The sequence below is a fragment of the Streptomyces sp. RPA4-2 genome (assembly GCF_012273515.2).
Lineage (GTDB): Bacteria > Actinomycetota > Actinomycetes > Streptomycetales > Streptomycetaceae > Streptomyces > Streptomyces kaempferi.
The window spans coordinates 8,921,423-8,945,917 of sequence record NZ_CP050975.2; the positions used below are offsets into that span (position 1 = coordinate 8,921,423).

18 protein-coding genes and 4 pseudogenes are annotated in these 24,495 nt (G+C 69.8%); 9 read left to right on the forward strand and 13 right to left on the reverse strand.

Annotated elements, in window-relative coordinates:
* The first annotated feature begins 58 nt into the window (after positions 1-58).
* Together HEP85_RS39275 and HEP85_RS39280 are read left to right on the forward strand one after the other, a co-directional pair.
* Complete coding sequence (locus tag HEP85_RS39275; RefSeq protein WP_168532105.1) at positions 59-3,652, forward strand: WD40 repeat domain-containing serine/threonine protein kinase; 3,594 nt, start codon at positions 59-61, stop codon at positions 3,650-3,652.
* A complete protein-coding gene (locus HEP85_RS39280; protein WP_168532106.1) occupies positions 3,649-4,899 on the forward strand; it encodes a protein kinase in 1,251 nt (416 codons plus the stop codon). Before HEP85_RS39275 ends, HEP85_RS39280 begins: the two co-directional genes overlap by 4 nt.
* Before the next feature lie 54 nt (positions 4,900-4,953).
* On the opposite strand, the gene HEP85_RS39285 is transcribed toward HEP85_RS39280, so the two are convergent.
* Together HEP85_RS39285 and HEP85_RS39290 are read right to left on the reverse strand one after the other, a co-directional pair.
* Complete coding sequence (locus tag HEP85_RS39285) at positions 4,954-5,658, reverse strand: hypothetical protein (protein ID WP_168532107.1); 705 nt, start codon at positions 5,656-5,658, stop codon at positions 4,954-4,956.
* A 41-nt stretch (positions 5,659-5,699) separates the two neighbouring features.
* Complete coding sequence (locus tag HEP85_RS39290; protein ID WP_168532108.1) at positions 5,700-6,335, reverse strand: SAVMC3_10250 family protein; 636 nt, start codon at positions 6,333-6,335, stop codon at positions 5,700-5,702.
* 401 nt (positions 6,336-6,736) lie between these two features.
* On the opposite strand from HEP85_RS39290, the pseudogene HEP85_RS39295 reads away from it, so the two are divergent.
* A pseudogene (locus tag HEP85_RS39295) lies at positions 6,737-6,895 on the forward strand (lamin tail domain-containing protein); the annotation flags it as partial.
* A gap of 343 nt (positions 6,896-7,238) precedes the next feature.
* Here the strand turns inward: HEP85_RS39295 and HEP85_RS39300 are convergent.
* A complete protein-coding gene (locus HEP85_RS39300) occupies positions 7,239-8,495 on the reverse strand; it encodes an FAD-dependent monooxygenase (protein ID WP_168532109.1) in 1,257 nt (418 codons plus the stop codon).
* An 18-nt stretch (positions 8,496-8,513) separates the two neighbouring features.
* Positions 8,514-9,371 (reverse strand): alpha/beta fold hydrolase, encoded by an 858-nt coding sequence (locus HEP85_RS39305; protein WP_168532110.1) that lies wholly within the window; start codon positions 9,369-9,371, stop codon positions 8,514-8,516.
* A gap of 77 nt (positions 9,372-9,448) precedes the next feature.
* Here HEP85_RS39305 and HEP85_RS39310 point away from each other — a divergent pair, with 77 nt between their 5' ends.
* Positions 9,449-10,354 (forward strand): helix-turn-helix domain-containing protein, encoded by a 906-nt coding sequence (locus HEP85_RS39310; RefSeq protein WP_248002305.1) that lies wholly within the window; start codon positions 9,449-9,451, stop codon positions 10,352-10,354.
* 2,284 nt (positions 10,355-12,638) lie between these two features.
* Here HEP85_RS39310 and HEP85_RS39315 read toward each other — a convergent pair.
* The 3 genes from HEP85_RS39315 to HEP85_RS39325 all read right to left on the reverse strand — a co-directional run bounded on the left by HEP85_RS39315 (position 12,639) and on the right by HEP85_RS39325 (position 15,780).
* Positions 12,639-14,321 (reverse strand): PA14 domain-containing protein, encoded by a 1,683-nt coding sequence (locus tag HEP85_RS39315; RefSeq protein ID WP_348772472.1) that lies wholly within the window; start codon positions 14,319-14,321, stop codon positions 12,639-12,641.
* A 725-nt stretch (positions 14,322-15,046) separates the two neighbouring features.
* On the reverse strand, positions 15,047-15,172 hold the full coding sequence (locus tag HEP85_RS39320; RefSeq protein ID WP_282189882.1) for a hypothetical protein: 126 nt from the start codon (positions 15,170-15,172) through the stop codon (positions 15,047-15,049).
* 398 nt (positions 15,173-15,570) lie between these two features.
* Positions 15,571-15,780 carry a DUF6207 family protein gene (locus HEP85_RS39325; RefSeq protein ID WP_348772473.1) on the reverse strand — a complete coding sequence of 70 codons (210 nt, stop codon included), beginning with the start codon at positions 15,778-15,780 and terminating at the stop codon, positions 15,571-15,573.
* Positions 15,781-16,223: 443 nt separating this feature from the next.
* On the opposite strand from HEP85_RS39325, the gene HEP85_RS39330 reads away from it, so the two are divergent.
* Complete coding sequence (locus HEP85_RS39330) at positions 16,224-16,469, forward strand: hypothetical protein (protein WP_369658038.1); 246 nt, start codon at positions 16,224-16,226, stop codon at positions 16,467-16,469.
* A gap of 352 nt (positions 16,470-16,821) precedes the next feature.
* Here the strand turns inward: HEP85_RS39330 and HEP85_RS39335 are convergent, their stop codons facing one another.
* A complete protein-coding gene (locus HEP85_RS39335; protein ID WP_168532114.1) occupies positions 16,822-17,208 on the reverse strand; it encodes a NucA/NucB deoxyribonuclease domain-containing protein in 387 nt (128 codons plus the stop codon).
* 187 nt (positions 17,209-17,395) lie between these two features.
* Between HEP85_RS39335 and HEP85_RS39340 the strand changes: the two are divergent.
* The 3 genes and pseudogenes from HEP85_RS39340 to HEP85_RS39350 all read left to right on the forward strand — a co-directional run.
* Positions 17,396-18,133, forward strand: a pseudogene (locus HEP85_RS39340) (transposase); the annotation flags it as partial.
* Positions 18,134-18,200: 67 nt separating this feature from the next.
* Positions 18,201-18,494, forward strand: coding sequence for a hypothetical protein (locus HEP85_RS39345; protein WP_168532116.1), 294 nt, complete (start codon positions 18,201-18,203; stop codon positions 18,492-18,494).
* 96 nt (positions 18,495-18,590) lie between these two features.
* The gene (locus tag HEP85_RS39350; protein ID WP_168532117.1) at positions 18,591-18,902 is read left to right on the forward strand and encodes a hypothetical protein; all 312 of its coding nucleotides are present in this window, start codon (positions 18,591-18,593) and stop codon (positions 18,900-18,902) included.
* A 173-nt stretch (positions 18,903-19,075) separates the two neighbouring features.
* On the opposite strand, the gene HEP85_RS39355 is transcribed toward HEP85_RS39350, so the two are convergent.
* The 4 genes and pseudogenes from HEP85_RS39355 to HEP85_RS39370 form a co-directional block, all read right to left on the reverse strand.
* The gene (locus tag HEP85_RS39355; protein ID WP_329528772.1) at positions 19,076-19,288 is read right to left on the reverse strand and encodes an FAD-dependent oxidoreductase; all 213 of its coding nucleotides are present in this window, start codon (positions 19,286-19,288) and stop codon (positions 19,076-19,078) included.
* 657 nt (positions 19,289-19,945) lie between these two features.
* Positions 19,946-20,608, reverse strand: coding sequence for a Type 1 glutamine amidotransferase-like domain-containing protein (locus HEP85_RS39360; RefSeq protein WP_168532118.1), 663 nt, complete (start codon positions 20,606-20,608; stop codon positions 19,946-19,948).
* Between the two features lie 151 nt (positions 20,609-20,759).
* Positions 20,760-20,881, reverse strand: a pseudogene (locus tag HEP85_RS39365) (transposase); the annotation flags it as partial.
* A 90-nt stretch (positions 20,882-20,971) separates the two neighbouring features.
* A pseudogene (locus HEP85_RS39370) lies at positions 20,972-21,906 on the reverse strand (GlxA family transcriptional regulator).
* A gap of 127 nt (positions 21,907-22,033) precedes the next feature.
* Between HEP85_RS39370 and HEP85_RS39375 the strand changes: the two are divergent.
* Positions 22,034-23,077 (forward strand): trans-acting enoyl reductase family protein, encoded by a 1,044-nt coding sequence (locus HEP85_RS39375; protein WP_211118151.1) that lies wholly within the window; start codon positions 22,034-22,036, stop codon positions 23,075-23,077.
* A gap of 312 nt (positions 23,078-23,389) precedes the next feature.
* On the opposite strand, the gene HEP85_RS39380 is transcribed toward HEP85_RS39375, so the two are convergent.
* On the reverse strand, positions 23,390-24,373 hold the full coding sequence (locus tag HEP85_RS39380) for an ISL3 family transposase (RefSeq protein WP_248002306.1): 984 nt from the start codon (positions 24,371-24,373) through the stop codon (positions 23,390-23,392).
* Positions 24,374-24,495 lie beyond the last annotated feature (122 nt).

Sequence of the window (24,495 nt, forward strand, 5' to 3'; positions counted from 1 at the left end):
CGTGAAGCGGGCGGGTGTGCGTTGCCAACCTGCCTCGTTCTGCGAAAGGTTGATGGGCATGGCGACGGGGAGGTGGCGGCGCGGGGACCTCGTCCTCGGTCTCTACGAGGTGCGCGAGGTGCTGGAAGGCGGAGGCATGGGCCTGGTGTACAGGGTCCGCCACCGTTCCTGGAACACGGACCTTGCCGTCAAGGTGCCCCGGCCCGAGCTGGTCGCCACGGCCGCGGGGCGGGGCGGGTTCGAGCGGGAGGCGGGCACCTGGGTCGGCCTGGGCCTGCACCCGCACGTCGTCGCCTGTCTGTACGTCCGCCAAGTGGACGCCGTGCCCTGCGTGTTCGCCGAGTGGGTGCCGGGGGGCTCGCTCGCCGAACTGGTGAGGGACGGGCGGCTGTACGCCCGGGGCGGCGACGGCCTGCTCGCACGGCTGCTCGACCTGGCTGTGCAGATGGCCCGGGGCATCGGCCACGCACACGAGCAGGGGCTGATCCACCAGGACGTCAAGCCTGCGAACATCATGGTCGACCCGACCGACGGCTGGACAGCGAAGGTGACCGATTTCGGACTTGCCGGTGCCCGCGCCGCAGCCGGGGAGAGCGCACTGGCACCGCCTCAGGCAAGCCTGCTGGCCAGCTTCGGCGGAATGACGCCCGCGTACTGCTCCCCGGAGCAGGCGGACGCGGTGTACGGCGCCCCCGTCACGCTCACTCGCGCCACCGACATCTGGTCCTGGGCGCTGAGCGTGCTGGAGATGTTCACCGGCGGGCCGCCGTGCGAGTACGGGCAGTCGGCACCCGAGGTGTTGGCCGCCTTTGTGGCCTCGGGGCGCCCGGCCCCGGGCGCGCCCGCCATGCCGACGGCCCTGGCCGATCTGCTGATGCGGTGCTTCGAGGTCGACCGGGACCGGCGCCCGCGCTGTATGGACGAGATCGCGGCGGCCGTGGCGGAGATCTACCAGGACGCCGTCGGCAGGCCGTATCCGCGGGTGCCTGCACAGGCCGTGCGACTGCTCGCCGACTCGCTCTCCAACCAGGCGCTGTCGCTGCTCGACCTGGACCGCGCTCAGGAGGCGGAGGGCCTCTGGGGCGAGGCCAGGGACATCGACCCGCACCACCTGCCCACCGTCTACAACCAGTCCCTCTACCGGTGGCGGCGGGCCTCGTTCTCGGACGAGGACGTGCTGTCCGGCCTGCGGACGGCGAAGGCCCTGGGCGAGCCCGGCCAGGAGGCCGACCGGCTGCTGGGCCTCGTGCAGGTGGAACGGGGGGACGACACCGCTGCCCGCGCGCTCCTCGCGGACGCGCCGGATGGTCCCGAGGTGCAGGCCGCACGGGCGGAGTTGAGCCGCCGCGGCCCCGCACGCAGACCCGAGCGGCTCACCGGCCACCAGGGCGAGGTACGGGCTGTCGCGGTGAACGCGGCGGGAACGGTGGTGCTCACCGGCGGTGCGGACGGCCGGGCCCGGGTGTGGGACACAGCCACCGGCCGCTGCCGGTACGAACTGCCGCCCGGGGCAGCCGGCGCCCTCCATGACGATCCGGTCCCGGTGACCGCCGTCGCCGTCGCCCCCGACGGCAGGGCCGGTCTGGTGGGCCACCGCTACGGGCCCGTCGAGCTGTGGGACCTGACCGCCGGCACCCTGCTGGGCACGATCGGTCAGCGGGGCCCGGAGATCGTCGCGCTGGCGCTGAACGGCTCGGGCGGCGCCGCGGTGACCTACCGCACGGGGCAGGTGGAGGTGTGGGACGCGCGGGCCGGGCGGCTGCGGCGGACGCTGGAGCACCCGCCCGCATCGCACCAGAAGATGGACCCCGACACCTGGCAGGTACTGCCTCGGATCCACTACGAGCCGGCCCTGGTCTCCCACGTCGCCCTCGCCGAGGACGGCAGCACGGCGGTGTCCGCGGCCCCGCGCAGCGGCAGCGTGGTGACCTGGGACATCGCCCAGGGCCGCCCGCTGCACCAGTTGGTCATGTCCGCGGACCGGCACAGCACCGGCATCGACGAGGTGGCGTTGAGCCCCGGCGGCACGGCAGCCCTGCTGTTGGGCCGCTGGTCGACCACGGCCCGCATATGGGAGTGCGCCACCGACCGGGTCCGCGCCACCGTGCCCGACCAGATCGGCCGCCACGATCGGGTCGTGCTCAGCGACGACGCCACGATCGCCGCTTCGGCTTCCCTGAGCGGAACGGAGCCGCTGCGGATCTGGGAACTGTCCTCCGGCCGCTGCCTGCACACGATCAGTACGCAGATCGTCCCGAGCACCCGGCCCGATCTGCCCGTTCCGCTGAGTCTGACCTCTCTGGCCCTCAGCGGCGACGGCCGTCTCGCCGTCCTCGGCGACAGGGAAGGCGGCATCCAGATCCACCGTCTGGCCCCGGCCGGGTTCCGCGCCGGGTGGCACTATGGGCGGCCCGCCGCCGCGCTCGCCCTGGCCCGGCGCGAGGTGGACAGGGCACGCTTCGCCGCGCGGGCCACGGCACTGGCGGAGCAGGGTGATCCGGCGGCGGCTGCGGAACAGCTCCGGGCAGCCCGCGCCGTCCCCGGCTTCGAGCGCCATCCCGAACTGCGGCGGCAGTGGGAGGAGCTGGGCAGAGCCGCGGGCAGACGTACCGGTCTGCTCGGCATCTGGGACTGCTACAGCTTCAGCGGCACGGTGCTCGCCCAGAACGTCCTGGTGGCCCCGACGCCCGACGGCACACGGATGGTGATCCCCGGCGCCTTCGGCCGAGTCCATGTGTGCGACCTGGCGACGGGCCGGGTCCAGTACACCTTTCCCGAAGTCCTTCCGGGCAACACGCACACCGTCGCGGTCGCCGACGACGGCCTCCTTGCCGTCACCGCCGACTGGGCGGGCACCGCACACCTGTGGGACCTCGACGCCGGCACCAGGAGCTGCGAGCTGCACGGCGACCACGGCCTGGTGAGGGCGCTCGCCATGGACCCGGCCGGCCGGTACGCGCTGGTCGGCGACGAGGACGGGGCCCTGTGCCTGTGGCGGCTGCGCCCGGCCTTCTTGCAGCGCACGATGGTGGGGCACGACGGCGCCGTGCGCCTGGTGCGCTTGTCGCCCGACGCGCGCTATGCCGCGTCGGTCGGCCGGGAGGACGGCACGGGCAGGCTGTGGGACACCGGTACCGGCCGCCCGTTGCTCGCCTTCCCGGTCGCGTTCGGCAATCCCGATCTGCGGTTCACACCGGACAGCAGGCGGCTCTTCGTCTACACCGGCTTCCGGATGTCGGTGTGGGACGTGCGCGGGCGCCGCCTGCTGTACGAGCGGGACGGGCACTCCGAGTCCTTCGCGCTGAGCGCCGACGGCGGCACGGCGGCAACCGCGGGCACCGACGGCACCCTTGAGGTGTGGGAGACGGGCAGCGGCCGGACCGTGTGCGAGGTGCCCTGGTTCAGCCATCTGTTCGAGGTGAGCCCCGACGGGCGCCACGTGGTCTCGGCTTCCGACCGGGCGCTCCACGTGTGGGACGTGCGCACGGGGCAGCGTGTGCACACGCTGGAGGGCCACCCCGAGGCCGTGTGCCTGGTGATGTTCGCCGCCGACGGCCGGCACCTTATCTCGGCCGACCACCGGCCCGGCCTGCGGCTGTGGGAGCTCGACTACGACTACGACTTCACCGCCGAGAGGACGGACGACACGTGACGGCGCAGGTGACAGTTTCGGTGCACACCGGCGACGAGGTCGGCGACCACGTTTTCGAGGCACCCGTCACTTGCGAGGTGGGCCGGTCGGACGCTTGCCGTATCCGCATCCCCGAACGGCACCGCAGCGTGTCCAGGCGGCACTGCCGACTGGATATCGACCCGCCGCGGCTGCGGGTGCGGGACCTGGGCAGCAGTTACGGCACTTTCGTCAACGACGGCCGTCTTGGCCGGCTCACCGAGCAGCCCCTGGCCGACGGTGACGAGATCCGCATCGGCGACGTACGGCTGCGGATCACGGTGACCCTGCCGCCCGATCGGGAACCGGACGGGGGCCGCGCACCGTTCGACCCCCTCGCCTCCTTCGTGCCTCCGGAGGTGCCCGGCTACCGCCTCGTGCGCGAACTGGGCCGCGGATCCCAGGGCGTCGTCCAGCTGGCCCGCAGTCTGGCGACGGGCGATCTCGTCGCACTCAAACAGGTGCCGGTCACCCGCCACGCCGACGACCATGCCCGCTTCGCCCTGCGGCGCGAGCTGGAGAGCGTCCGCGCGCTGCGCCACCGGAACATCGTGGAGTTCCGCGACAGCGGCGACGACCACCGCGCCTTCTACTTCGCCGGCGAGTACTGTCCCGGCGGCAGCCTCGAAGGGTTCTCCGAGCGGCACGGGGGGAGGGTGCCGGTGGCCGAGGCGCTGTGCGTCGTCCGGCAGGTGCTGGCGGGGCTGGCCCATGCCCACCGGGCGGAGCTGCCCGCGCTGCGGCAGCAGGACGGTACGGCCACCTTGGTGCGCGGTCTGGTGCACCGCGATGTGAAGCCCGCCAACATCCTGCTGTCCGGTTCCGGATCCGACGGCCGGCCCGTGGTCAAGCTCGCCGACTTCGGTCTGGCCAAGGCCTTCGAGCGGGCGGGTCTGTCCGGCCACACCAGGACGGGGGCGATGGGCGGCACGATCCCGTTCATGGCGCGCACCCAGCTGATCGGCTACAAGTACGCCGGACCGGAGGTCGACGTGTGGGCGAGCGCTGCCTGTCTGTACTGGATGCTCACCGGCGCCACGCCGCGCGACTTCCCGCAGCACAAGGACCCCATCGCGGTGGCGCTGCGCGAGCCCGTGGTCCCGGTCAGGGAGCGCGATCCGTCCCTGCCGCCCCGACTGGCGAAGGTCATCGACGAGGCGCTGAACGACAACCCGGCCATCACGGTCCGTACGGCGGACGAACTGACCGCGGCGCTGGCGGACTTCTGACGATCGCGCAGGCCGCGCCGGTGGCCGTGCCTGCCGGACGGGAGAACGGTCTGCTCAGGTTCCGCCGTCACGCAGACAGGCATACCCGGTGCGGACGTGAAACCCCGTTCGGCCCGTCTGCTCCCATTGCTGTCCGCTGTACAGGGCCTGGCGCAGGGCCTCGTCGTGCACCGCCCGCTGCTTACGGGTGCAGCCGCTCCGGTCGATGTCGAGGGTGGCGACGACCGGTGGGACGGCGGCCCGGAACTCCTCGGGAAGGGAATCCGCGCGTGCCTCGTCGTAGTCCGGGTCGTCGGGGTAGCTCAGTGCCAGGGTGACGGGCGGCTCCGCGCCGAGGCGCCGCCCCGCGGTGCGCAGCGACTCCGCCAGCTGCTGCAGGGCCAGGCGGATGTCGCTGCTGAGCGTCACCTGGCCGCGCGGTGGCACGAACAGATCCGGTGGCACGGCCTCCGGCACCACATAGCGCACGGCGACCTGCTCGGCGTGGAACTGCGCCAGCAGTCCCGGCCATCTTCCACCGCCCTCGACGGTGAACTCGGGCTGCGGCCGAGGCGACCAGCGCAGCAGCACGAGATCCACCATCTCCAGGGCCTCGGGCGGCAGGTTGTCCGGGCTGTACGGCCCCCGGCTGCGGGTCAGCAGGGCGCTGTCGTTCATCATGGCCGACATCCGCGCACCGCCGGCGTCGATGTCGAGGGCCAGCGGGTGGATGCCGAACGTCAGCATGATGCCCTGTGCCGCATCGATCCGCGACGACACGACCGGCCCCCGGGGATCCGGTGCGCGCTCGCCCCGCCACCTCATTCGGCCAGTGCCACGTACAGGGGGCTGCCGAGCAGGACCGCCATGTCCCCCGCCGGGTACAGCTCCGGGTAGGGGCAGGGCCCGCACACCAGCCGCTTGGCCACGAACTCGACGTTCTGGACGGGCCCGCGGAGGACGGCATTGGCCTGGACGACGGTGGTCAGGGCGTCGGGCAGCACGGTGTCCCCGACTGCCAGGGTGGCCAGTTGGGCCAGCATCATCGGTGTCATGGAACCGCTCATCTGGTGCCGCTCGGGGTTCGCGGCCTGCTGGGCGCCCAGCACGTGCCCCGTCGAGCCGCCGAGGCCCACGATCGTCCGGTCGCTGCGCCCGCCGAAGTACACGGTGCCACTGTTGCCGACGGGGCCCCACTGCATCGGCAGCACCCCGTACACATACTGCCCGGCTTCGTCCACGTCCCCCAGATCTCCGTGGTCCTCCAGATGGCGCACCACCCGCTCGAGACGGGCGACGCGCTCCGTGCCCGCGCTCTCGACACTGTGCCGGGCACCCAGCATCTTCAGCCCGAAACTGAACTCGGTGACCCGCTTGCGCCCCCACCCCGGGTCGATCTGGGCCAGCATCATGTCGACCTTGGCGTCACTGATGTACAGGTAATAGCGGAACGGCACCCGCGCCCCTTCCCCCACGTCACAGGACGCCGACTCTACTCCCCGGCACGGGAGCAGGGGAGCACCGAGTTGGACTTCCCCTGGTGGCGGGTGGTGTACGACTTCTTCCGGCGCTGGTGCCGCCACGGCTACGTGCGCGAGCTCTACCAGCGGCTGCGACGCCTCGAACGCAAGCGGCAGGGCCGGGTGGCGGAACCGACGGCCGCGGTCAGAGAGCGGGTCCGGTTGGCAAGTTTGTCTCGGTAGGCGGAGACACCCAAGCCTGGGTGGTCGAGGTAGGCGGCTGCCTGGGACAGCGCCAACGGCAGGCATCCCAACTCCTCAGCCAGCGCCACGCCGTATCAGGCGCTCGCGGAGCTCGCCGCCGAGTACGAGCTGCCCGGCTTGGGCGATGTCGCGTCGGCCGCGACACCTACCGTGACGTGTACCAGGACCGCCGCAACTACGTCTGGGACAACCGCTCCGACACCGCCACCCTCCGCAACGACCACGGCCGCTTCATCGACGACGCCTCCTGGGGCCGCCACCACGACGGCGGCCACCACGGCCGCCGCGCCTGAACCCCCACCCACCGGTGACCACAACGCCGGACACCGAACCGGTCAACACCCCGCGGTGCACGGCGCCCCACGCGGCCGCCGCGCACCGCCGACGTGTCACCGGTATCCGGTGAATGCGAGCGTGGTCCGCCCCGGCCGCTCCGCTGAGGCAGCCGGTGTCCTCGCCGGGAGGCTGTGCTTCTTGAGTCGGCCGTGTTCCAGGGCTTCGTCGTAGTCGGCTGACATCCGTTTTGTGATCATGCGAGGCCGAGGAGCGCGAGAGGGCGGCGGGCGTCACGCGCGTTTGTGGCGGAGAGCGGCGGCGATGTTCCTGACATCGCCTCACTCAACGACGACCACCGCTCTACCCTGGTCCACCTCCGGGGTCGCCCGCGAGGCCGCCCCGACCCCCTGATGCCGCGGGCGGCGGGTAGTCCTCGACGGTCATGGAGTTGTAGAGGCGTGCGCTCTTGGTGGTGAGGCGGACGAGGGCGCGGCTGGGGCCCGCGGGCAGCGCGGAGATCAGGCGGGCGCCCTGGGCCAGTCCCAGCACGCCGAGGCGTGAGGTGGGGATCAGGGTCTTCGCCGCGCTCAGCGCGGCCGCGCGGCTGCCGCGCACGTGCTCCACCATCGCGCGCTCGTAGGCGGGGAAGGCGCGCTCGTGGTTGCCGCCTGCCCGTGCCAGCTCTCCGGCGAGGACGTACGCGCCGACGACGGCCAGGCTGGTGCTGCCGCCGACGGCTGGGCCGGGGCAGTAGCCCGCGTCGCCGACGAGCGTCACCCTCCCTTGCGACCAGGTGTCCATGCGGAGCTGGGTGATTGAGTCGAAGTAGAACGCCGGGGTGCGGTCGAGCTCGTCCAGCCAGCGGTCCACCTGGGGGTGCATGCTGGCGAACGCACTGCGCAGCAGCTCCTTCTGCAGGGGTACGTCGTGGTGGTGGTAGTCGAGTTCGCGCTCGCTCCGGAACAGGAACAACGCCCGCGCGTCGCCGAGGTGCCGCGCGCCGTACATGCCAGCAGTGCGGCCGACGCCGACGTGGATGAGGAGCTCGCGGTCGAGGTCGGAGATGTTCGGCAGGGTCAGCACCCCGAGGTAGGCCCCGATGAAGGCGTTGCAGCGGGACTCGTCATCGAAGACGAGGCGGCGCACGTTGGAGTGCAGCCCGTCCGCGCCGACGACCAGGTCGAAGCGGCGCGGCGCGGCGTTTTCGAACCGCACCTCGCCGTCGGGTGAGATCGCGGTGATCGAGTCGCCGAAGATGTACTCGACGTCGTCGTGTGCGGCGTCGTAGTAGATCTCGCTCAGGTCGTCACGCATGATCTCGGCGTGCCGGTCGGAGGTGGCGCTGAAGATCTTGGAGAGGTCCGCCCGGACGGGACGTCGTGAGCCCTCCCGGTGGACGGTCATCCGGTTGGTGCCGGTGGCCCGCTCCTCGACGCGCGAGAGTACGCCCATCTTCTCCGAGATGTTCATCGCGGGCCGAAACAGGTCGACCGCGTGGCCGCCGGTCTTGCGCAGAGCCGGCGCGCGTTCGACGACGGTGACGGAGAATCCGTGTCTGGTGAGCCAGTAGGCCAGCACCGGACCGGCGACGCTGGCGCCGGAGACAAGAATCCGCATGGCACCCCTCCTTGTCATTCAGTCCACCCGTACGGCGTGGATCGCGGTGAAGGCCAGCAGGGGGGTGGCAGTCCGTGGCGGATCCTCGAGCAGGGGCGAGTGCCCGAGACCGGGCAGCAGCTCGACCGTCGAGCCCGGAACGGCGCGGTAATCGGAGGCGGATGAGGAGCGCCATCTACGGTCGTCCTCGCCGAAGACCACCAGTAGCGGCTTACCCAGGACCGTCAGCCGATCCGGCAGCGCCCTCTGCTCCAGGTAGGAGCGGGTGGCCCGGGTCGTCGCGGTGAAGGTGTGGGAGGTCATACCGCGCACATCGTCCAGGAGCTCTTCTGGGATCTGGTAGCCCGCGCGGCTGAAACCCGTGCTTGCGAACCGCCGGAGCTGCTCGTCGGTCGGCGGCCACTGCGACGGGCCGGTTGCGGCGGAATCCGGTGCGATCAAGGCGTCCAGGCTGGGTCCGGTGTTGACGAGCGCGAGCGCGGGCACCAGGTCGGGCCGCTGTTCGGCCAGGGAGGTGGCGACCACGCCGCCGCTGGAATGACCGACGACCACGGCGTGCTCGACGCCGAGCCGGTCCAGTGCCACGCCGGCCCGGCGTGCCTGGGCCGGGAGTGCGTAGCTGCGGTCGGCCGGTTTGGCCGACCGGCCGTGCCCGAGCAGGTCGATCCGGATGACGCGGTGAGATCCGGTCAGCATCGGAACCAGCGGGTCCCACGAGCGGGTCGAGGATGCGGACCCATGGATGAGCAGGAGTGCGGGGGCGTCGCGGGGGCCGTCCTGGCACACGTAGATGTCGTCGCCGTCCAGCGACAGGGTTGAACTCTCGGTGGCCGCGGCGCCGCCATTCCCGTACGAACCTCCGTCAGAAACAGTCATGAGCCCACTGTCTCCGCCGGTACGAGCCGGTGGATTGGACGAATGTTCCCCTTAGCCGGCTCACATATCATGGGAGGATGCGGACCTTCATGCACGGTGCGGCTGTGTGGGACGTCGCTTGCCCGCAGCGCCCCAGCAGGGTGGCCGGTCTCACCATGGCCGGGTTCCGGGTACGTGCCCTGGACGCCCTCCGGATGGTCCCGCACCCGGCCGTGACGCTGCTCCTGGAGTTCGGCGCCGGCTCGCCCGTCCTTGACTGTGCCGCCGGGCGGCAGCAGCGGGGAAGCGTCGTGGCCGGGCCCGGGCTCGGGTCCGGAGGCGCGGTCCGGGCGTGGGGAGAGAACGTCGAGTGCGTGCAGGTGCGCCTGTCCCCGGTGATCGCACGCGCGGTTCTGGGTGCCTCCCCCGCCGACCTCGACGGCGCCGTCGTGTCCCTGGGTGACCTCTGGGGCCGGGAGGCCTCACGGATCCGCGAGCAACTGGGCGATGTCTCCTCGTGGGAGGATCGCTTCGCGCTGACGGACGCGCTGCTCGCCCGCCGGCATGAGGCGGGGCCGCCGGTAGACCCGGAGGTGGCCTGGGCCTGGCACCGGATCATCGGCAGCCGTGGCCTTGCCCGGGTCGACGAACTCGCGGCCGAGGTCGGATGGAGCCGTAAGCGCCTGTGGTCCCGGTTCCGGTCGCAACTCGGCCTGCCGCCCAAGCGCGCCGTGAAGCTGGTCCGCTTCGATCACGCCGCCCACCGCCTGGTCGCGGGTGAAGGCGCGGCCCACGTCGCGGCTGACTGCGGCTACGCCGACCAGTCCCACCTGCATCGTGACGTCATGGCGTTCACCGGGGCAACCCCCGCGACCGTGGGCGGCGAGCTGTTTCTCGCCGTGGACGACCTCGCATGGCCCAGCCGCGGAACAACCGCCATGCCTCACGTCTCCAGGGAGCTCCGGCTCGGTCGTCGGCCGAAGGTGAGACGGCTACCGCTGTGACCGTCGCCGCCGCCGGGCTCCTGCAGTTGTGCGCCGGTGAAGCACGCTGGCTACGTGCTGGGCGACGACGTCGACGCCGGCTGGGCGCACCTCTGTACAACGAGTCGACGTCGCAGAAGACGAAAGCGCCATCAGCTCAACACGCTGAACCTGACAGAGAATTCTGTTGAAAGACACCCGCGGAAGTTCTCCTCAACTAGGGCGTGTTGCGAAAGTCCCGCCTGCCTCGCGACGCCTGGCACGCACTCTCGCCGCACCGGGCGAAAACCCGAGTACGTCCAGTACGCGGGCTTCCGCCCGGCCCACCGAGAGCACGCACCGGACGCCGCGAGGCCCGCCCTCCGGGCGGACGACGGGACTTTCGCAACACGCCCTAGGGGCGGATGTTGATGGGGATGTCGATGAGCGGCTGGAGGGTTTCGAGGCGTGCCGGGTATGTACGGACGACTTGGTCGTAAAGGTTCGCGACGGAAGGCGTCTTGAGGGTGATGACCAGGGCGTAGGCGACCTCTGGCCTGGCCTCTGGTGCGAGGTCGTCCAGGCGGAAGGCGTGTCGGACGTCGAAGGCCGGCCTCTTGAGACGATCTGCCTTGAAGGTGGCCGTCTTGTGCCTTACGGATTTCGGAGCGGCGGCTGGTGGGGGACCTGTCCAAACGGCGCGATTCCCTGCGAGCAGCAGGTGCTGGTCGAACCGCAAGCCCGGGCCCGGGAAGCAGGCCCCGAGGCGGGCACGACGTGAACTCCAGACGACGCCCCAGGTGAGCTGAGGGAGCGCGCTTCCGCGTCTACGACGGGAAGATGCCGATCGTGGCGACCACGCTGGACCTGCGGCGCGAGCATGGCCCGGCCGGGGCCGCGTTCTGGCGCTTCGGCCGCAAGGACCGACAGAATCTCTGGGAAGCGATCGGCAACCCCCGCCGGGACGCCGCCCGCGCCCACCGCGCCCAAGACGCGCGGCGCCGCCAAGCACGGGAAGCCGCCGAACGCGAGGCTCAGCGCCCAGGGTGCGGGGACTGCGGCACTTGAGTTCACCGGCGACCGGTGAAAGGCCAGCATCGCGGTCGACCGGGGCCGCGGGGACAGGCACCCGCACCTGTGCGACGACCCCAAGGCCCGGGCGCTGACTGGCACGGCCCCAGGAGACCCAACGGCACGTCAGCTCCGGCGCGGACGCTTAACAAGCCTCAGCCGGCCGTACAAAGCAGCAGCCGTGACCAGAGTGCTCTCCTGGACGGTACCGGGCTGCCGCTGAGTAGCTCTCGCGTCGCGCCTCCTCCTGCAAGCCTGAGCTCCCGCCCTTCCCCAGCCGCGACCGGCGGCTCCATCACGTCCAGCCGTCCGTGGCGCGGTGAAGCCCGCGGCCTACCCGAGGCAGGGCCTCCGCGCTCGCTGCCCGCGATAGACCTGCCACCGCTATCCCAGTTGGCAGCAGTACGTCGGCGGGTGAGAGCCCGAGACCGGGCGGGGCTCGGGCCCTCACGGAAATCGCGTGCCTACCCGTGGGGTGGTGCGGCCGCGATGTCGTGTCAACGATCGGTACGGGCCAGAGACACGGACTACCGCTGCGCCTGGTACCACCGACGACGCTCGGACCGCTAACTCACCATCGCTCTGCCTCGACGCCGTCGCGGCCGCCCCTTGTAGGCCCAAGCGTCGGGTGCCGCGCCTTGGGGGACTGTGCAAAAAATGCGTTCGCGCTGCGCCGCGAGGTCGATGCCAGCGTTCCCCTCGGGCACTGGCTGTCCTTGTACGTGTCTTGTGGGAGGTGTGCGCCTGAAGTGCCGCCTGCGCGGCAATTGCGCAGCTAGGCTGGGTCACTTGGAGCGCTGAGAGCCCGGAGCCAGAGAACAGCCCGGGCCCTCGCCCCCGCCCACGGGCTGTGGGGGACCCGTGTGCGGTGCCCGTTCAACGACAGCCGTTGCGGGCAGACACGCCGCGCCCTCTCCCCTCTGGGCGGCCGGAGATCGGCGCTCCCGACCCGGCCGACAGCCCCGCCAAGAAAGAAGGAGGAGCGGTGTGCGGCGCCAGACTCTGCCGTCCCCGACGGTCCGGCAGCCAGATCTCTCGAGCTCGCCGGGACGGTCGGGCGCCGATCAGGGGCCTCCGGTAGGCAGCCATACAGCGAAGCCCGCCGGGAACTGTGGGCCCGGCGGGCTCTGCTGTGGCCGACGCGACAAGGGTGGTCGCCATCGCTGACTGGCCGGGTGGGCGGCGATCTCCGAAGCGATCATGCGTGGCTCGGATGCAGAGGGAGTCTCTGTTCGAGCCTGTCCGTCGGGTCAGGTCACGCCGCGGGTGCGGTGACGGCCCAGTCGCCGGCGGGCAGAGTTTCGGTGCCGTCAGATTTCACGCCTGTCACCCAGTAGTAGCTGGTCGTGCCACGCCGGGCGCCGGTGTCGAAGTACTCGAAGGCTCCGGCGGGGGCCTCGTGGATCTTCTCGTAGGCGGCGGTGGCTGGGTTCCACCGGTAGATGCGGAAGCCCAGCGCGGGTGCGGACGAGCCTTCCTCGCCCGCACCGAGCCCGGACCACGTCAGACGGTTTCCTTCGGCGCCCTCTGCGGCGGAAGCCTCCAGGTGCAGGGGCGAGCCGTCGGGCGTTGCGACGCTCGGCGTCATGTCGAACTCGGTCGCGGTCACGATCTGTGCCTCGCCGGTCCACTGGAAGGCGGAGTTCCCGGCATCGTCGACGGCGTCGACGATGAAGCAGCTCTCTTCGCCGTCGGGGACGGTGGTGTACGCGTACGAGGTGGTGTCGGCCGACACGTAGTAGCCCGGGTAGAGGGAGCACACCTTCTCGTCGTCGTCTCCCCAGAGTTCGCCGCGGCGGACCACGTAGCTCGCCAGATCCGGGGTGGGGTTCGCGTCCCAGCTCACCGCGAAACCGTATTCGGTCGGGACGACGGTGACTCCGGTGACGGCGGAAGGCGGGGTGAGGTCCCTGCGTGTGCCGCTGACGGCGGCGGACCGCGCTGACTCGTTGCCCGCCGTGTCGAGGGCGGTCACGCGGTAGGAGTAGCTCACGTCCTCGGCGGCCGAGGTGTCCGTGTACGACACCTGGCCGGTACCGCCGACCAGGGTGTACGTCCCCTGGGCGGTCGCCGCCCGGTAGACCCGGTACGCCGCCGCCCCCTCGACCGCGCTCCAGCTGACCCGCAGACCGTTGGACTCGGCGGCCGAGCTCAATCCGGTGGGGACGGCGGGTGCGGTGCGGTCGGCGCTCACCACAGCCTGGTCGGCGGAGCCCGCGGAGACGTTGCCCGCCCTGTCGTGGGCGCGGACCTCGTAGTAGTACACCTCGCCGCTGGCCGGCGGGGTGTCGGTGTACGAGGTGGAGGTGGTGGTGGCCAGAGGAGTGCTGCCGAAGGCCGCGCCCTTGAGGCGGCGATAGACGCGGTAGCCGGCGAGGTCCATCTCGTTGTTCTTCGCCCAGCCGAGCTTCGCCTTGCCCGTGGTCTTGTCGTACGAAGCCGACGCGCCCGCCGGTGTGAGCGGCTTTACCTTGTCGGCGGTCGCCGAAGTGGTGGGTGCGTAGCCGAACTTGATGTTCGCCGAGCCCGTCCAGTTGACGTAGTCCACGCGCAGGGTGTGCCGGCCCGCCGGGATCGTGACGTTGACGGTCTTCTTCGTCGTCGTCGAGCCGTTCTTCCACAGGTCGACCTTGCGGGAGCTGTCGACGTAGACGCGGATGCCGTCCTGGACGGCGACCGAGAGGGTGAAGGGGCCGCCGGAGCCGAAGTCGCGGGTGACACTCCAGCGGACCGCGAAGTTGTTCGTCGGCAGGCCGGAGGCGGGGGCCTTGGCGCCCCAGTTCTCGTCGACCGTGCTGTCGCAGTCGGTCCGCTTCGGAGTTCCCGAGAAGGTGGTGTTCGCGTAGAACTGCCGTTTGTACACCGGCGACGTGCAGGTCGTCGCGGCGGACGCGGGGACGGCGGTGACGGTGAGCAGACCGCCGGCGGTGGCGAGCACGACGGCGGTTGCGGACGCCGTGGACGTGCATCGTCGAGTTGAGTTCATTCGGCCCTCTGGTCTTGATCGGGACGGGAGTTCCGGCCCGTGATGATCAGGACTCACGAGGAGTGGGGTTGGTTGTACGGATCTTTACCCGAGCATGGGCTGCGCTTGGATGACGAGTCCGCAATAAGAGTTGTCAACGCTTTCATAGCGACTTCGGCTCGGTCCGCAGAACGCCCCTCTCGACCACGCGTCGCAGAGTTGGCCGACCTCGCAGCCGACATCGACCGACAGCTGAGTATCGAGAGGCACATGATGCGTTCGTGGTGACAGAAAGCCGAGTGGGCTCGGATCCACAGGGGGCAGCCACTGCGCTACGGCCGCGTCCGCGGGTGGTCGGCGGGAAACAAATTCACTTCCGTGAACACACAACACGACGATATGCACTTATTGTTACTTTTCATGTGTTGACGCTCGCCGCGGTGATTCTCTTGCTGGTAGGCGGGGCGGTGGAAGGGACTGCGGTCGTGAGTGGTGGGCAGAGTGGACGACCCCGGTTGCTGATGGCCGCGGAGACGGCGGCGCCGGTGGAGGCGGTCGACGTGATTGCGGAGGACCTGCGGCGGCGTTTCGAGGCCACGAAGGTGTCCCCGCAGGGCCGCCGGAACACCGTTGTCGACGAGGGGCTCCTCAACGAGCTGGAGCGGCTCCGGCGAAGCGGTGAGCTTCCCGTTCTCAGGCTACGCATTCAACAAGTCCCACACCGCCGGCGACGGACTCGTCTTGGCCTCGTCGTACTGGTTCAGCCGCAGCCGCGTATGGATGCCGTCGTGGAACTTCTGCCACTCGGCGGCCAGCCGCGCCACGGGCGGTCGGCGGTGACCGGCCCGGCTTGTCTTCGAGTCGGCCGCCGGCAGCGTCCCGGACTGCGGACGTCAGCACCAACGCGGTCCCGCGGGTGCAGGCCGGCGACGGCACCTTCAGCCTGGACGTGCCGGCGGCCGGCGCGCTGAAGATGAGTCCGGTGAGAGCGACCGTGACGGCCGCGGCGGCAAGACGTGCGCGCAAAGCAATCTCCCTTGAAATGGCTCGAGTTGCGCAGTGATTTTTGTAGTGGTTTGCGTCTAATACCGGTGAAACGGGAAAATCCATGTCGAGCCGCTGCGCTGGGCGTGACATCCCGGCCTCGGAATTCGGTCGGCGAATCGCAGTGTTGGGTACGTGGCCGGCCGGGAGCACTTCGGTTCGGAGACTGGCGTCTCGGTCAGGGGCTGAAGCGTTGGCGCATGTCGAGGTAGCAGCGCAGTCGTACGCCGGGCTGTCCGAGGTCCCGGGTCGCGCGTTCCACCGAGGTAGCTGCCCACATTCCGGTCAGGGTCGCCTGGAAGGCGAAGGCGGTCTGGTCGTCGGCGGCTGCCACGTCGACCACGACCAGACCGGGCTCCGATACGTGTACTTCGTTGATCGCTTCCACACCCGGCACGACGCACGGCCGCAGGCAGAGGGTTCTCCCGCCCGCGGCAGCTCACCCGATCGGCCCGGTCATGTTCCGCGATGGCGCCGAGAGCAGTGAGTCCGCGCCGTCTCGGAGTTCGGTCTCTTCCCGAACGCCCCATTGCAGGGGGCTCGTTGAGGACATGTTGTATGGCTTTGATCACTCTTGGGCGCACAGGACACCACAAGAGCACGGGTTGTTACTTTGGCCGCGACCGTGATCATCAGAGGGCATTTGTGAAATCTGTCAGATGGGCTCTGTCTGCCGTTGTCAGCATGCTTGCCGTGCTGCTTTCACCGGCGACGGCCGTCAGTGCCAGTGAGCCGGATCCGTCCGACATCCGGTACACGGCGACCTACGCGCCGCTGGAAGATTCGGGCCCTGTCCCGCACGGCGCTCGGCCGCAGCATCTTTTGCTGGCAGTGCCGCAGGTCCGAGGCCACCTCGCGGTCAACTACCACGATGTGACCCACAATGAGTGCGTCACGCACGGCAACAGCGCTGGCAAGCCCGAGTGGGTCAAGAACCACTTCGCCCTGTGCCGCCGCGGCACCGTCCAGGTCGTCGCTGTCGACGTGGAGACCGGCACTCCTGTCGGCACCCTCACCTACGTCGAGACGATCATCGGGTACGCCTTCCAGGGCGAGCTGTCCGTCCTGTTCGAGTAGTACATCGAGAAGATCAACACCACCGGCACCATCAAAGACACGACTACGTTCTTGATCAACTGGTGGAACCAGTCGAGTGCCACAGGCGCCGTTCTGCACAAGGGGCAGAAGCACGGGGGCTTCACGCAGGTCTCGGGTGGCTTCCGCGGCGAGGTCGGCGCGGCGCAGGAGGACGCCAGCATCAAGGGTTGGAAGAGGGAGAGCAGGGAGCTGCTGCCCTTCGACGAAGGCGCGGCCTCCGGTACCGGCCGCGACAAGGTCCACACGTACGACTTCGTCCCGGCCACCTTTTTCATCGCCAAGGGCAACAAGAACGTCCAGACGCAGGCGGGCCGCTCAGCTCGTGCGGGAGTTACTTCACCTTCACGTAGAAGGCGTCACCGTCGAGGATGCGGTCGTCGTTGTACCAGGTGGCGAGCCGTGATCCCGCCTTCTGGTTGTCCGTGCTGTCCAGGGCCCGGGCCGAGTAGTTGCCGTTCGCGTTCTTGGCCCCTTCCTTCGTGGTACTGAACGGGTATTCGTCGCAGTCCTTGCCGCCGGCGGAGTAGTTCGGCCACCTGGCCTGGCACGCCGCCCGCGCGGTGTCACGGTTTTGCCTGCGCAGCGTGGCGTCGTAGGAGATCCGGTGCAATGGCGTCGTGGTGGGGGCGCCGGGGATCTCCTTGCCCGTCTTGGCGGGGATCGTGGTCGCCGGATGATTCTGGGCGTCCCAGATGTGCTGAGCTGTCTCGTTGACCACGGGGTCACTTCGCGCACAAAGTCGGTTCTGCGGCGAGGCCGGCGGGGCTGCCCAGGACGGGGAAGACGCCGCGGACGCGGGCTCACTCCCGGCCCTCCAGCAGGTGCAGTCCCGGCAAGGACAGCGCCGGGTGATGCGGCGTCCGACACCCTCCCGCAAAGAGTTCAGCCTGGCCAACCCCAAGGGCGGCCGACCGCCCAAGCACGGCAGCGAATTCGTCTTCGGCGATCCCAGAACCTGGGGCACCGGGCAGGCCGTGACGGCCACGGACACGCGGCTTTATGGGAAGGCGACCGCGCAGGCGTGGGACCGGCTGCATCCGCGGCTGACCCGACGGGCGGTATGGCTCGGCCACGACGGGCCGCCGCCCGTCATCGAGGGCACCGTCATCCGCCTGGCCGTGGAGAAGCTGCCCAGCGGCAGGGTCAACAAGCCGGTATGGCTGTGGTGGTCGCGCACCGGCGCCACCGAAGCGGACGTCGACCGCTGCTGGCACTCCTTCCTCCGCCGCTTCGACATCGAGCACACCTTTCGCCTGTTCAAGCAGACACTCGGGTGGACCAAGCCCCGGCTTCGCAGCTCCGAGGCCGCCGACCGGTGGACGTGGCTGGTGATCGTCGCCTTCGCCCAGCCCCGCCTCGCCCGCCTGCTGGCCACCGACCTTCGTCGGCCCTGGGAGAAGCCGACCCCGCCAAACAAGCTCACGCCCGCCCGGGTCCGTAGAGGGTTCAGAAACCTGCGCACAAAGACCGGCTCCCCGGCTGGTGCACCGAAACCTTCCCACCCGGGTCCGGGCCGGCCACCCGGATCGAAGAACCAGCGATCGGCACCCCGCCACGACGTCGGGCGGGTCCTCGCCACTGGTGAGGCATACGCCCGGCCAGCCCACCACAAGATCGGCACCAAACCCCGCCGCGGCGCCTGAGCTTCCACCCGCGCGAACCTCCAGGAAGCCCACGAGGTTGGATAGCTCCGTGGTGCGACGAGAGCGCGTGACGAAGAAACGGCCTCCCTTCGGCATGCCGAGAAGCATCGTCCTGCTGGCGACGCCGGAAGGCTGGCGCCACAGTGTTCTCACCGAGGAAGGCGCGATGCTCTGCGGACGCCTTGCCGACGTGGCGGCCAACACCGACCCAGCCGAGGCACAGGCCGCCGTGGCTGCCATGGTGGTCGGACTCGCACACGACTTCCACGAAGTCGACGTCGATGTGACCTGGGATCCGCCCCGGGAACCCGGGTCCTGGACAGCTCAGGTTGCCGTTGCCACGACTCCACCGAGCGCCTGAAGTTAAACGACAAGGTGAGTACCTGTTCCATATCCCCGTGGTGCTCCTCTGACAGCGCGGTCCGGGTCCATGTAGCGTCAGTGCCAGGGGGATGAGATGAACTTCGACGAGAACGAACTGCAGTCGGTTCGCGAGGAGCGCTTCGCCGCAGAAAGAGTTGAAAGAAGAGCGGCACGCAAGGCCGCGTCGCTCGACTCGCGGGGAGCCCACCTCGGCGCGGTCATCGTGACCGTCGCCCTGGTCCTCCTCAGCTGGTACGGCAAGCTGGCCGCTCTGGGCATCGTCAGCGGAGTTTTTCTGCTCTGGTTCGCCGCAGCCCTTGTATGGGCCTACGCCGACGGGGACGAGGGCCAGCATGCCCTCCAACGCGCGTACAACGTCACCTTCGGATGGGGCGACGGGTTCTGAACATCAAGGCCAAGCCAGAGGGGGCGGTTTGACGAGCGAGGTCGACCCGTTGCGGAGCGGTCCGTAGTACGCCGATGAGCTGACGACCGACGTTGTGTGGGAGATCAGTGACTTCCTGCTTCCTCGACTGGAGCGAGCGGCCAGTGCTCACTGATCAGACAGCGAGGAGGGCATCACGGCCTCGGCACTGAGCACTCAGCCACGGTCTTTTTGCTGGCGTTGACCCACGAGAAAGACCAGTTCGTGACGCCCTCGCCTGGCTGGCCAGCATCAATGAAGACCACCTTGGCCCCGTGCCGGGTCAGGTTCCAGCCCACGCTGGCGCCGATGATGCCCACTCCGATGACAGCCACACGGTTAGGCCGCTTCACGGATCCATGCTTCACGAACGCCCCCTTCCCAAATCATGGGCGAACCGCCATTTTTGACCGGCCCGCCACCGTCCGTTCGGCTTCAACACCACTCCACAGTCCCTTCCGCCCAGCGTTGGCGATACCCCGCGAGGCCCACGAAATGTGAAAAGGCACTTACCCGGCCGCCAGCGTCGTGCACGCTGGCCGTCGCCTCCGCAGCCGCGTCCGGGGGCCAGTTCACCTCTTCAGGGATTCGATGTGCGGCCCGCTGGTGCTGCGGCATGGTCGGTGTCGGCGTTCCGATCCGGGGCGCGTTCGTACGGCTGGAGGGTGGGCTATGGGGGATGGGGAGCGGGAAGCCTGGACGACGGACGAGTTCGGCCTCCCACACAGGAGCCGTCGGCGTGCTCCTGGCCGATGGCACAGTCCCGCCTTCCGTCTACTTCGACATGAGTTCGGGTAGCGGTGGCCATCGCGTATTCCAATGGGACGTCTACGACGGCCACACCGGACAGACGCCGCGGGCGGCCGCGCTGCACGCCTAAAACACGCCCGCCCTCGACGTGCCGACCGCAGGTGAACGCGAACGCGGCACCCGCCGCGCCGCACCCCTGCGCATCGACGCAAGCCGCGGCGACCGGAGCGACGCCGAGGCACTGTGGCTGGCCGGCGACCTGCGATTCCGGGCGGCTATGTCCCGAACTTTGTCCATTGCCCTTCGGAGATCACCTCGACGGCGCCGTCGACGACTTTGATGGCCGTCTGTTCGTCGATGGCATAGGCCGGGACGCCAATGTCAGCTGACCACCGCTGCGCATCAGCCAGCATGTTCTTCGGCCACGCGTCCAAGTGCGGGAAGATCGAGAAGTCGACGACTCCCAGGGTGCGGTCGTCCGGCGCCAGCGGCCACTCGACGAAGTACCCTCCGATCCTCGGCGTCATCACCATGCTTCCGGCACTCACCCCCACCCAAACCATGTCGGACAGCGAAGGCAGCAGATCGGCCAGCCCGGACTCCCGCATCCAATGACACAGGTAGGTGGCGTCGCCGCCGTCGACCAGGAGCACGTCGGCCGCCCGGATCCAGGGGATCCATCGCTCCGGTCCAATGGTGGGCAGTGCGGTGAGCTCGATGACACCGAGCGATGCCCAGCCCAGGCCGGACATGTGCTGCCACGTGGGCTCGGCGGCTACGAAGCCCCGCACCGATGCCGGACCGCACATCGGGTGCCCCCACTGTGCTGTCGGGATGCAAAGAGCGTGGCACTCGGAGACCGGTTTACCGAGAAGCTGCACGAGCGCCGAATGGATGCTGGGGTTCGTGACGCCACCTGACGTGAGCAAGAGCTTCAAAGTGCCTCCAGATTCACGAGCGGGAGATGCATGCGTGTTGAAGACCCGGGAGAGTGCTCGAACTCATCGTCGTTGGGGCCACCTTCTACGAAGGCCCAACGAACAGCCGGCTTCGGCGCGTGTCATCCGCCACCCATTCCCCGGGCCGGAAGGCGGTGTCGGTGGCCGCGTGCACGCTGACCGCGACTGGCAGTTCGCTCGCTTGCCCAACGCGCCGCAGTACTGCCGGGGGACCCTCGCCGACGTCGTTCCGCACTTGGGAAGCGCCACCTCGACGCCGGCCTGCGGGAAGCGTTTGTTCACCACTTCGGACGGCACCTGCCTTGGCGCTGTTCGATTGGCCGACAGGGCCTTGGAACTCCTTTAGGGACGGAAGGTGCGGCGGTAGGTGTCGGGTGGGACGCCGACGCTGCGGTGGAAGTGGCGGCGCAGGGTGGTGGCGGTGCCCATGCCGGTGGCCGCGGCGATGGTGTCCACGGTGGCGTCGGTGGTCTCCAGCAGTTCCTGGGCGTGGCGAATGCGCTGGGTGTGGAGCCATTGCAGTGGCGTGGTACCGGTGAGGTGCTTGAAGAGGCGGCCGAGGTGACGTGAGCTCATGCGGGCCTGGCGGGCCAGATCCTCCACGGTCAGCGGCTGGTCCAGCCGCTCCAGCGCCCAGGGGAGGAGCTCGCCCAGGGGGTGGTTGCCCGGGGCGGGGAGGGGGTGGCGATGAACTGGGCCTGGCCGCCGTCGCGGTGGGGTGGGATGACCAGGCGTCGGGCGATCTTGTTGGCGTTGGCCGAGCCGTGGTCGAGGCGGACCAGGTGCAGGCACAGGTCCATGGCGGCGGCTTTGCCCGCGGAGGTGAGGACGTCGCCGTTGTCGACGTAGAGGACGTCCGGATCGACCGTGGCCGCCGGGTGGCGCCGGGCTAGTTCCCGCGTGTGGGCCCAGTGTGTGGTGGCGCGCCTCCCGTCGAGCAGTCCTGCCGCGCCCAGGATGAAGGCGCCCGTGCACAGTGAGGCCACGCGGGCACCGGCCGCGTGGGCCGCACGCACCGCCTCGACCAACTCCGCGGGCGGGTCGCGGTCGGTGTCGGCCCAGCTGGGGACGATCACGGTGTCTGCGTGCGCGAGGTGGTCGAGTCCGTGGTCGGGGTCCAGGCGGAAGCGGTCGACGTGCACCGGCCCGCTCCCGCAGAGGGAGAAGTCGTACCAGGGATCCACAATGTGGGTCAGGTCGGTTCCGAAGACCTCGACGGCCACGGACAGTTCGTAATGGAGCATGCCGTCGGTGGCGGCCAGGGCAACAGTAGGCATGTCCGAAACTGTACGCGGCATGTCGTTTCCGACACTCGTGCGGGGCGCTGCCGGAGGGGCAGGATGTGGATGTCAGGCCGCAGCGGATCGACCTCGCAGCGGGCGTTCGAGTACGTGGGAGAGTCTCATGGGGTCAGGTCAGCTGGTAACGGTGTTCGGCGCCTACGGTCACACCGGGCGGTTCGTGGTCGCGGAGCTGGCCGCGCGCGGGTTCGTTCCGGTGCTGTCCGGGCGCAACGCACAGACCTTGGAGGAGATGGCCCACGAACACGGGCTGGAGGCCCGGGTGGCGTCGGTCGAGGACCCGGCTTCGCTGGACCGGGCCCTGGCGGGCACGGCGGCGGTCATCAACTGCGCGGGCCCCTTCGCATCAACCACCGGCCCCGTCATCGAGGCCGCGCTGCGCGCGAAGATCCCCTACCTGGACGTGGCCGCCGAGCTCGAGGCCAACCTCGACACATTCGCCCACTACCGCGAGCGGGCCCGGGACGCGGGAGCGGTGATCGTCCCGGCCATGGCCTTCTTCGGCGGCCTCGGCGACCTGCTGGCCACCGCGGCGATGGGCGACTGGACCGAAGCCGACGAGGCACACATCGCCTACGCGCTCAGCAACTGGCACCCCACTGCCGGTACCCGGCTCTCAGGCGCGGTCTCCCGCGAGCGACGCGGCGACCACCGCCTGCGCTACAGCGGCGGACAGTGGGAGCGCCGCACCGACGCCGCGCCCACCCTGGAGTGGACCTTCCCGGAACCGATGGGACCCCGGCTGGTGATCGGGGAGTTCACGATGGCGGACTCCGTCACCGTCCCCCAGCACCTCTCCATCCCCGATGTGACCACCTACATGAGCGCCGAGGCGGCCCGAGACGTCGCTGCCCCTCACACGCCGGCCCCGACCGCCGCCGACGAGAGCGGGCGCTCGAACCAGACCTTCCTCGTCGACGTCGTCGTCCGCTCCGGCGGAACCGAGCGCCGGGCCACGGCCGGCGGCCAGGACATCTACGCCGTCACCGCGCCCCTCGTCGCCGTGGCCCTCGAGCGCGTCCTGACCGGCCGCACCAAGACCGTCGGCGTCGCCTCCGCCGGCGAGATCTTCGACGCCCCCGACTTCCTGCAGGCGCTCGACCCGCACATCACACTCGAGTTGCACCCGCAGAAGCAGAACGCCTGACCCGAGCCATCCGCCCGGCCGTCGGCCGCGTGCCCTCAGCGAGCCGTGGCGACGCGAGCGTCCACGTTCGATTCCCTCACCTGTACGGGTGCCGCCCGAAGTACTGAGCAAACGCTGCCCGAACTCGGTTCTGGCACAGATCTTGGAAAGTCGTCGCGGAGAGCGGCGGCGGTGATCGATATCAGGGAACGTCACGAGCCCGGGTCCGTCAGCGTTCCCGCATTCTGGTCCACCACCAGCCGAAGATCGCCAACTCGATGTAGTTGGGCTCCGGCAGAGTACGGCGTTCGAATTCCTCATCGATGCGCGCGATCAGTCGGCCCACCTGAGCACGGTATTGAGGCCCCAGCCCAGGTGCCGGGCAATCGCCCGGCGTGAGTGGCCCTGGGCAAGAAGCTCGTGGACCAGGGCATGTGCTGCCTTCTTCCGATCGGCCCGCCGGCCGACGGGCTCCGTATCATCCTGCGGCGGACCGGAACCCAGGGTGGCCTCCGGCAGCATGCTGCTGGGCGATGGGTTGCGCAGGCAGTCGCGGTGGGCGGCGACGCAGGTCTCCACGGCCCGGCAGAGGCCCAGCCACAGATGGAACCGGTCAGCAACCTGCAGAGCGTCGGGGGCGCCGCGGCGTGCACCGTCGGCGTAAGCGCTGGCCCGGTCTCGGCAGCTGATCTCCACGCCGGGATGGCGGATCAGCCAGGCGGTCAGCGGCCCGGCTTTACGCGTGGGAAGCACGTCGACCACGCGGTGGTCTTCGACGCTGGTCAAGACAGTGGAGTAGGTCTGGCCGCGACGGATCGCGAAGTCGTCCACGCCAAGCACCCGCGGAGTACTGAACCGTGGATCGGGCAATGCCATGACCCTGCGCAACAAGGTCATCCGTCCCGCTCCGAACCCGAGCTGGGCAGTTGGCCGAGCGCCGGCCCGCCCGGCCAGCGCAAGCCCCACTCGCTCCAGGGCGTGGTTGAGTCGAGTGGTGAACCGCACGTGCGGGGCGGCCAGTTGGGAGAACGGCTCGGCGATCGTCCGGCGCGGGCAGTCCACCGACCCGCAGATGAAGCGCCTTACAGTCAGCCGGATGACAAAGCCCTGCTCAGCGAGCGGAAGGTCCTTCAGCCTGCGCAGGTATCGGTCGTGGACTCGGTCCGAGAAGCGGCCGCAGTCCGGACATGCAGAGCCTGCCGCGCGGCCTCTCGCCGCCACCTCGACGGTGCCTAACGCGGCCGTCACCGCCTCGACATCCACATCGTCGATCCCGGCGAACACCAGTGAGTCCCAGAACGGCGCATCGGTCTGCATGACCAGCACCATTACTGTCCACGTCCGACCACAGCATCGACCCGCGGGGACCTGAGGGAGCGTCACTTGCGGCGGTCAGACGACAAGGCGTACGCGGTCTCACGGGAACCGTCCCCTCGCAA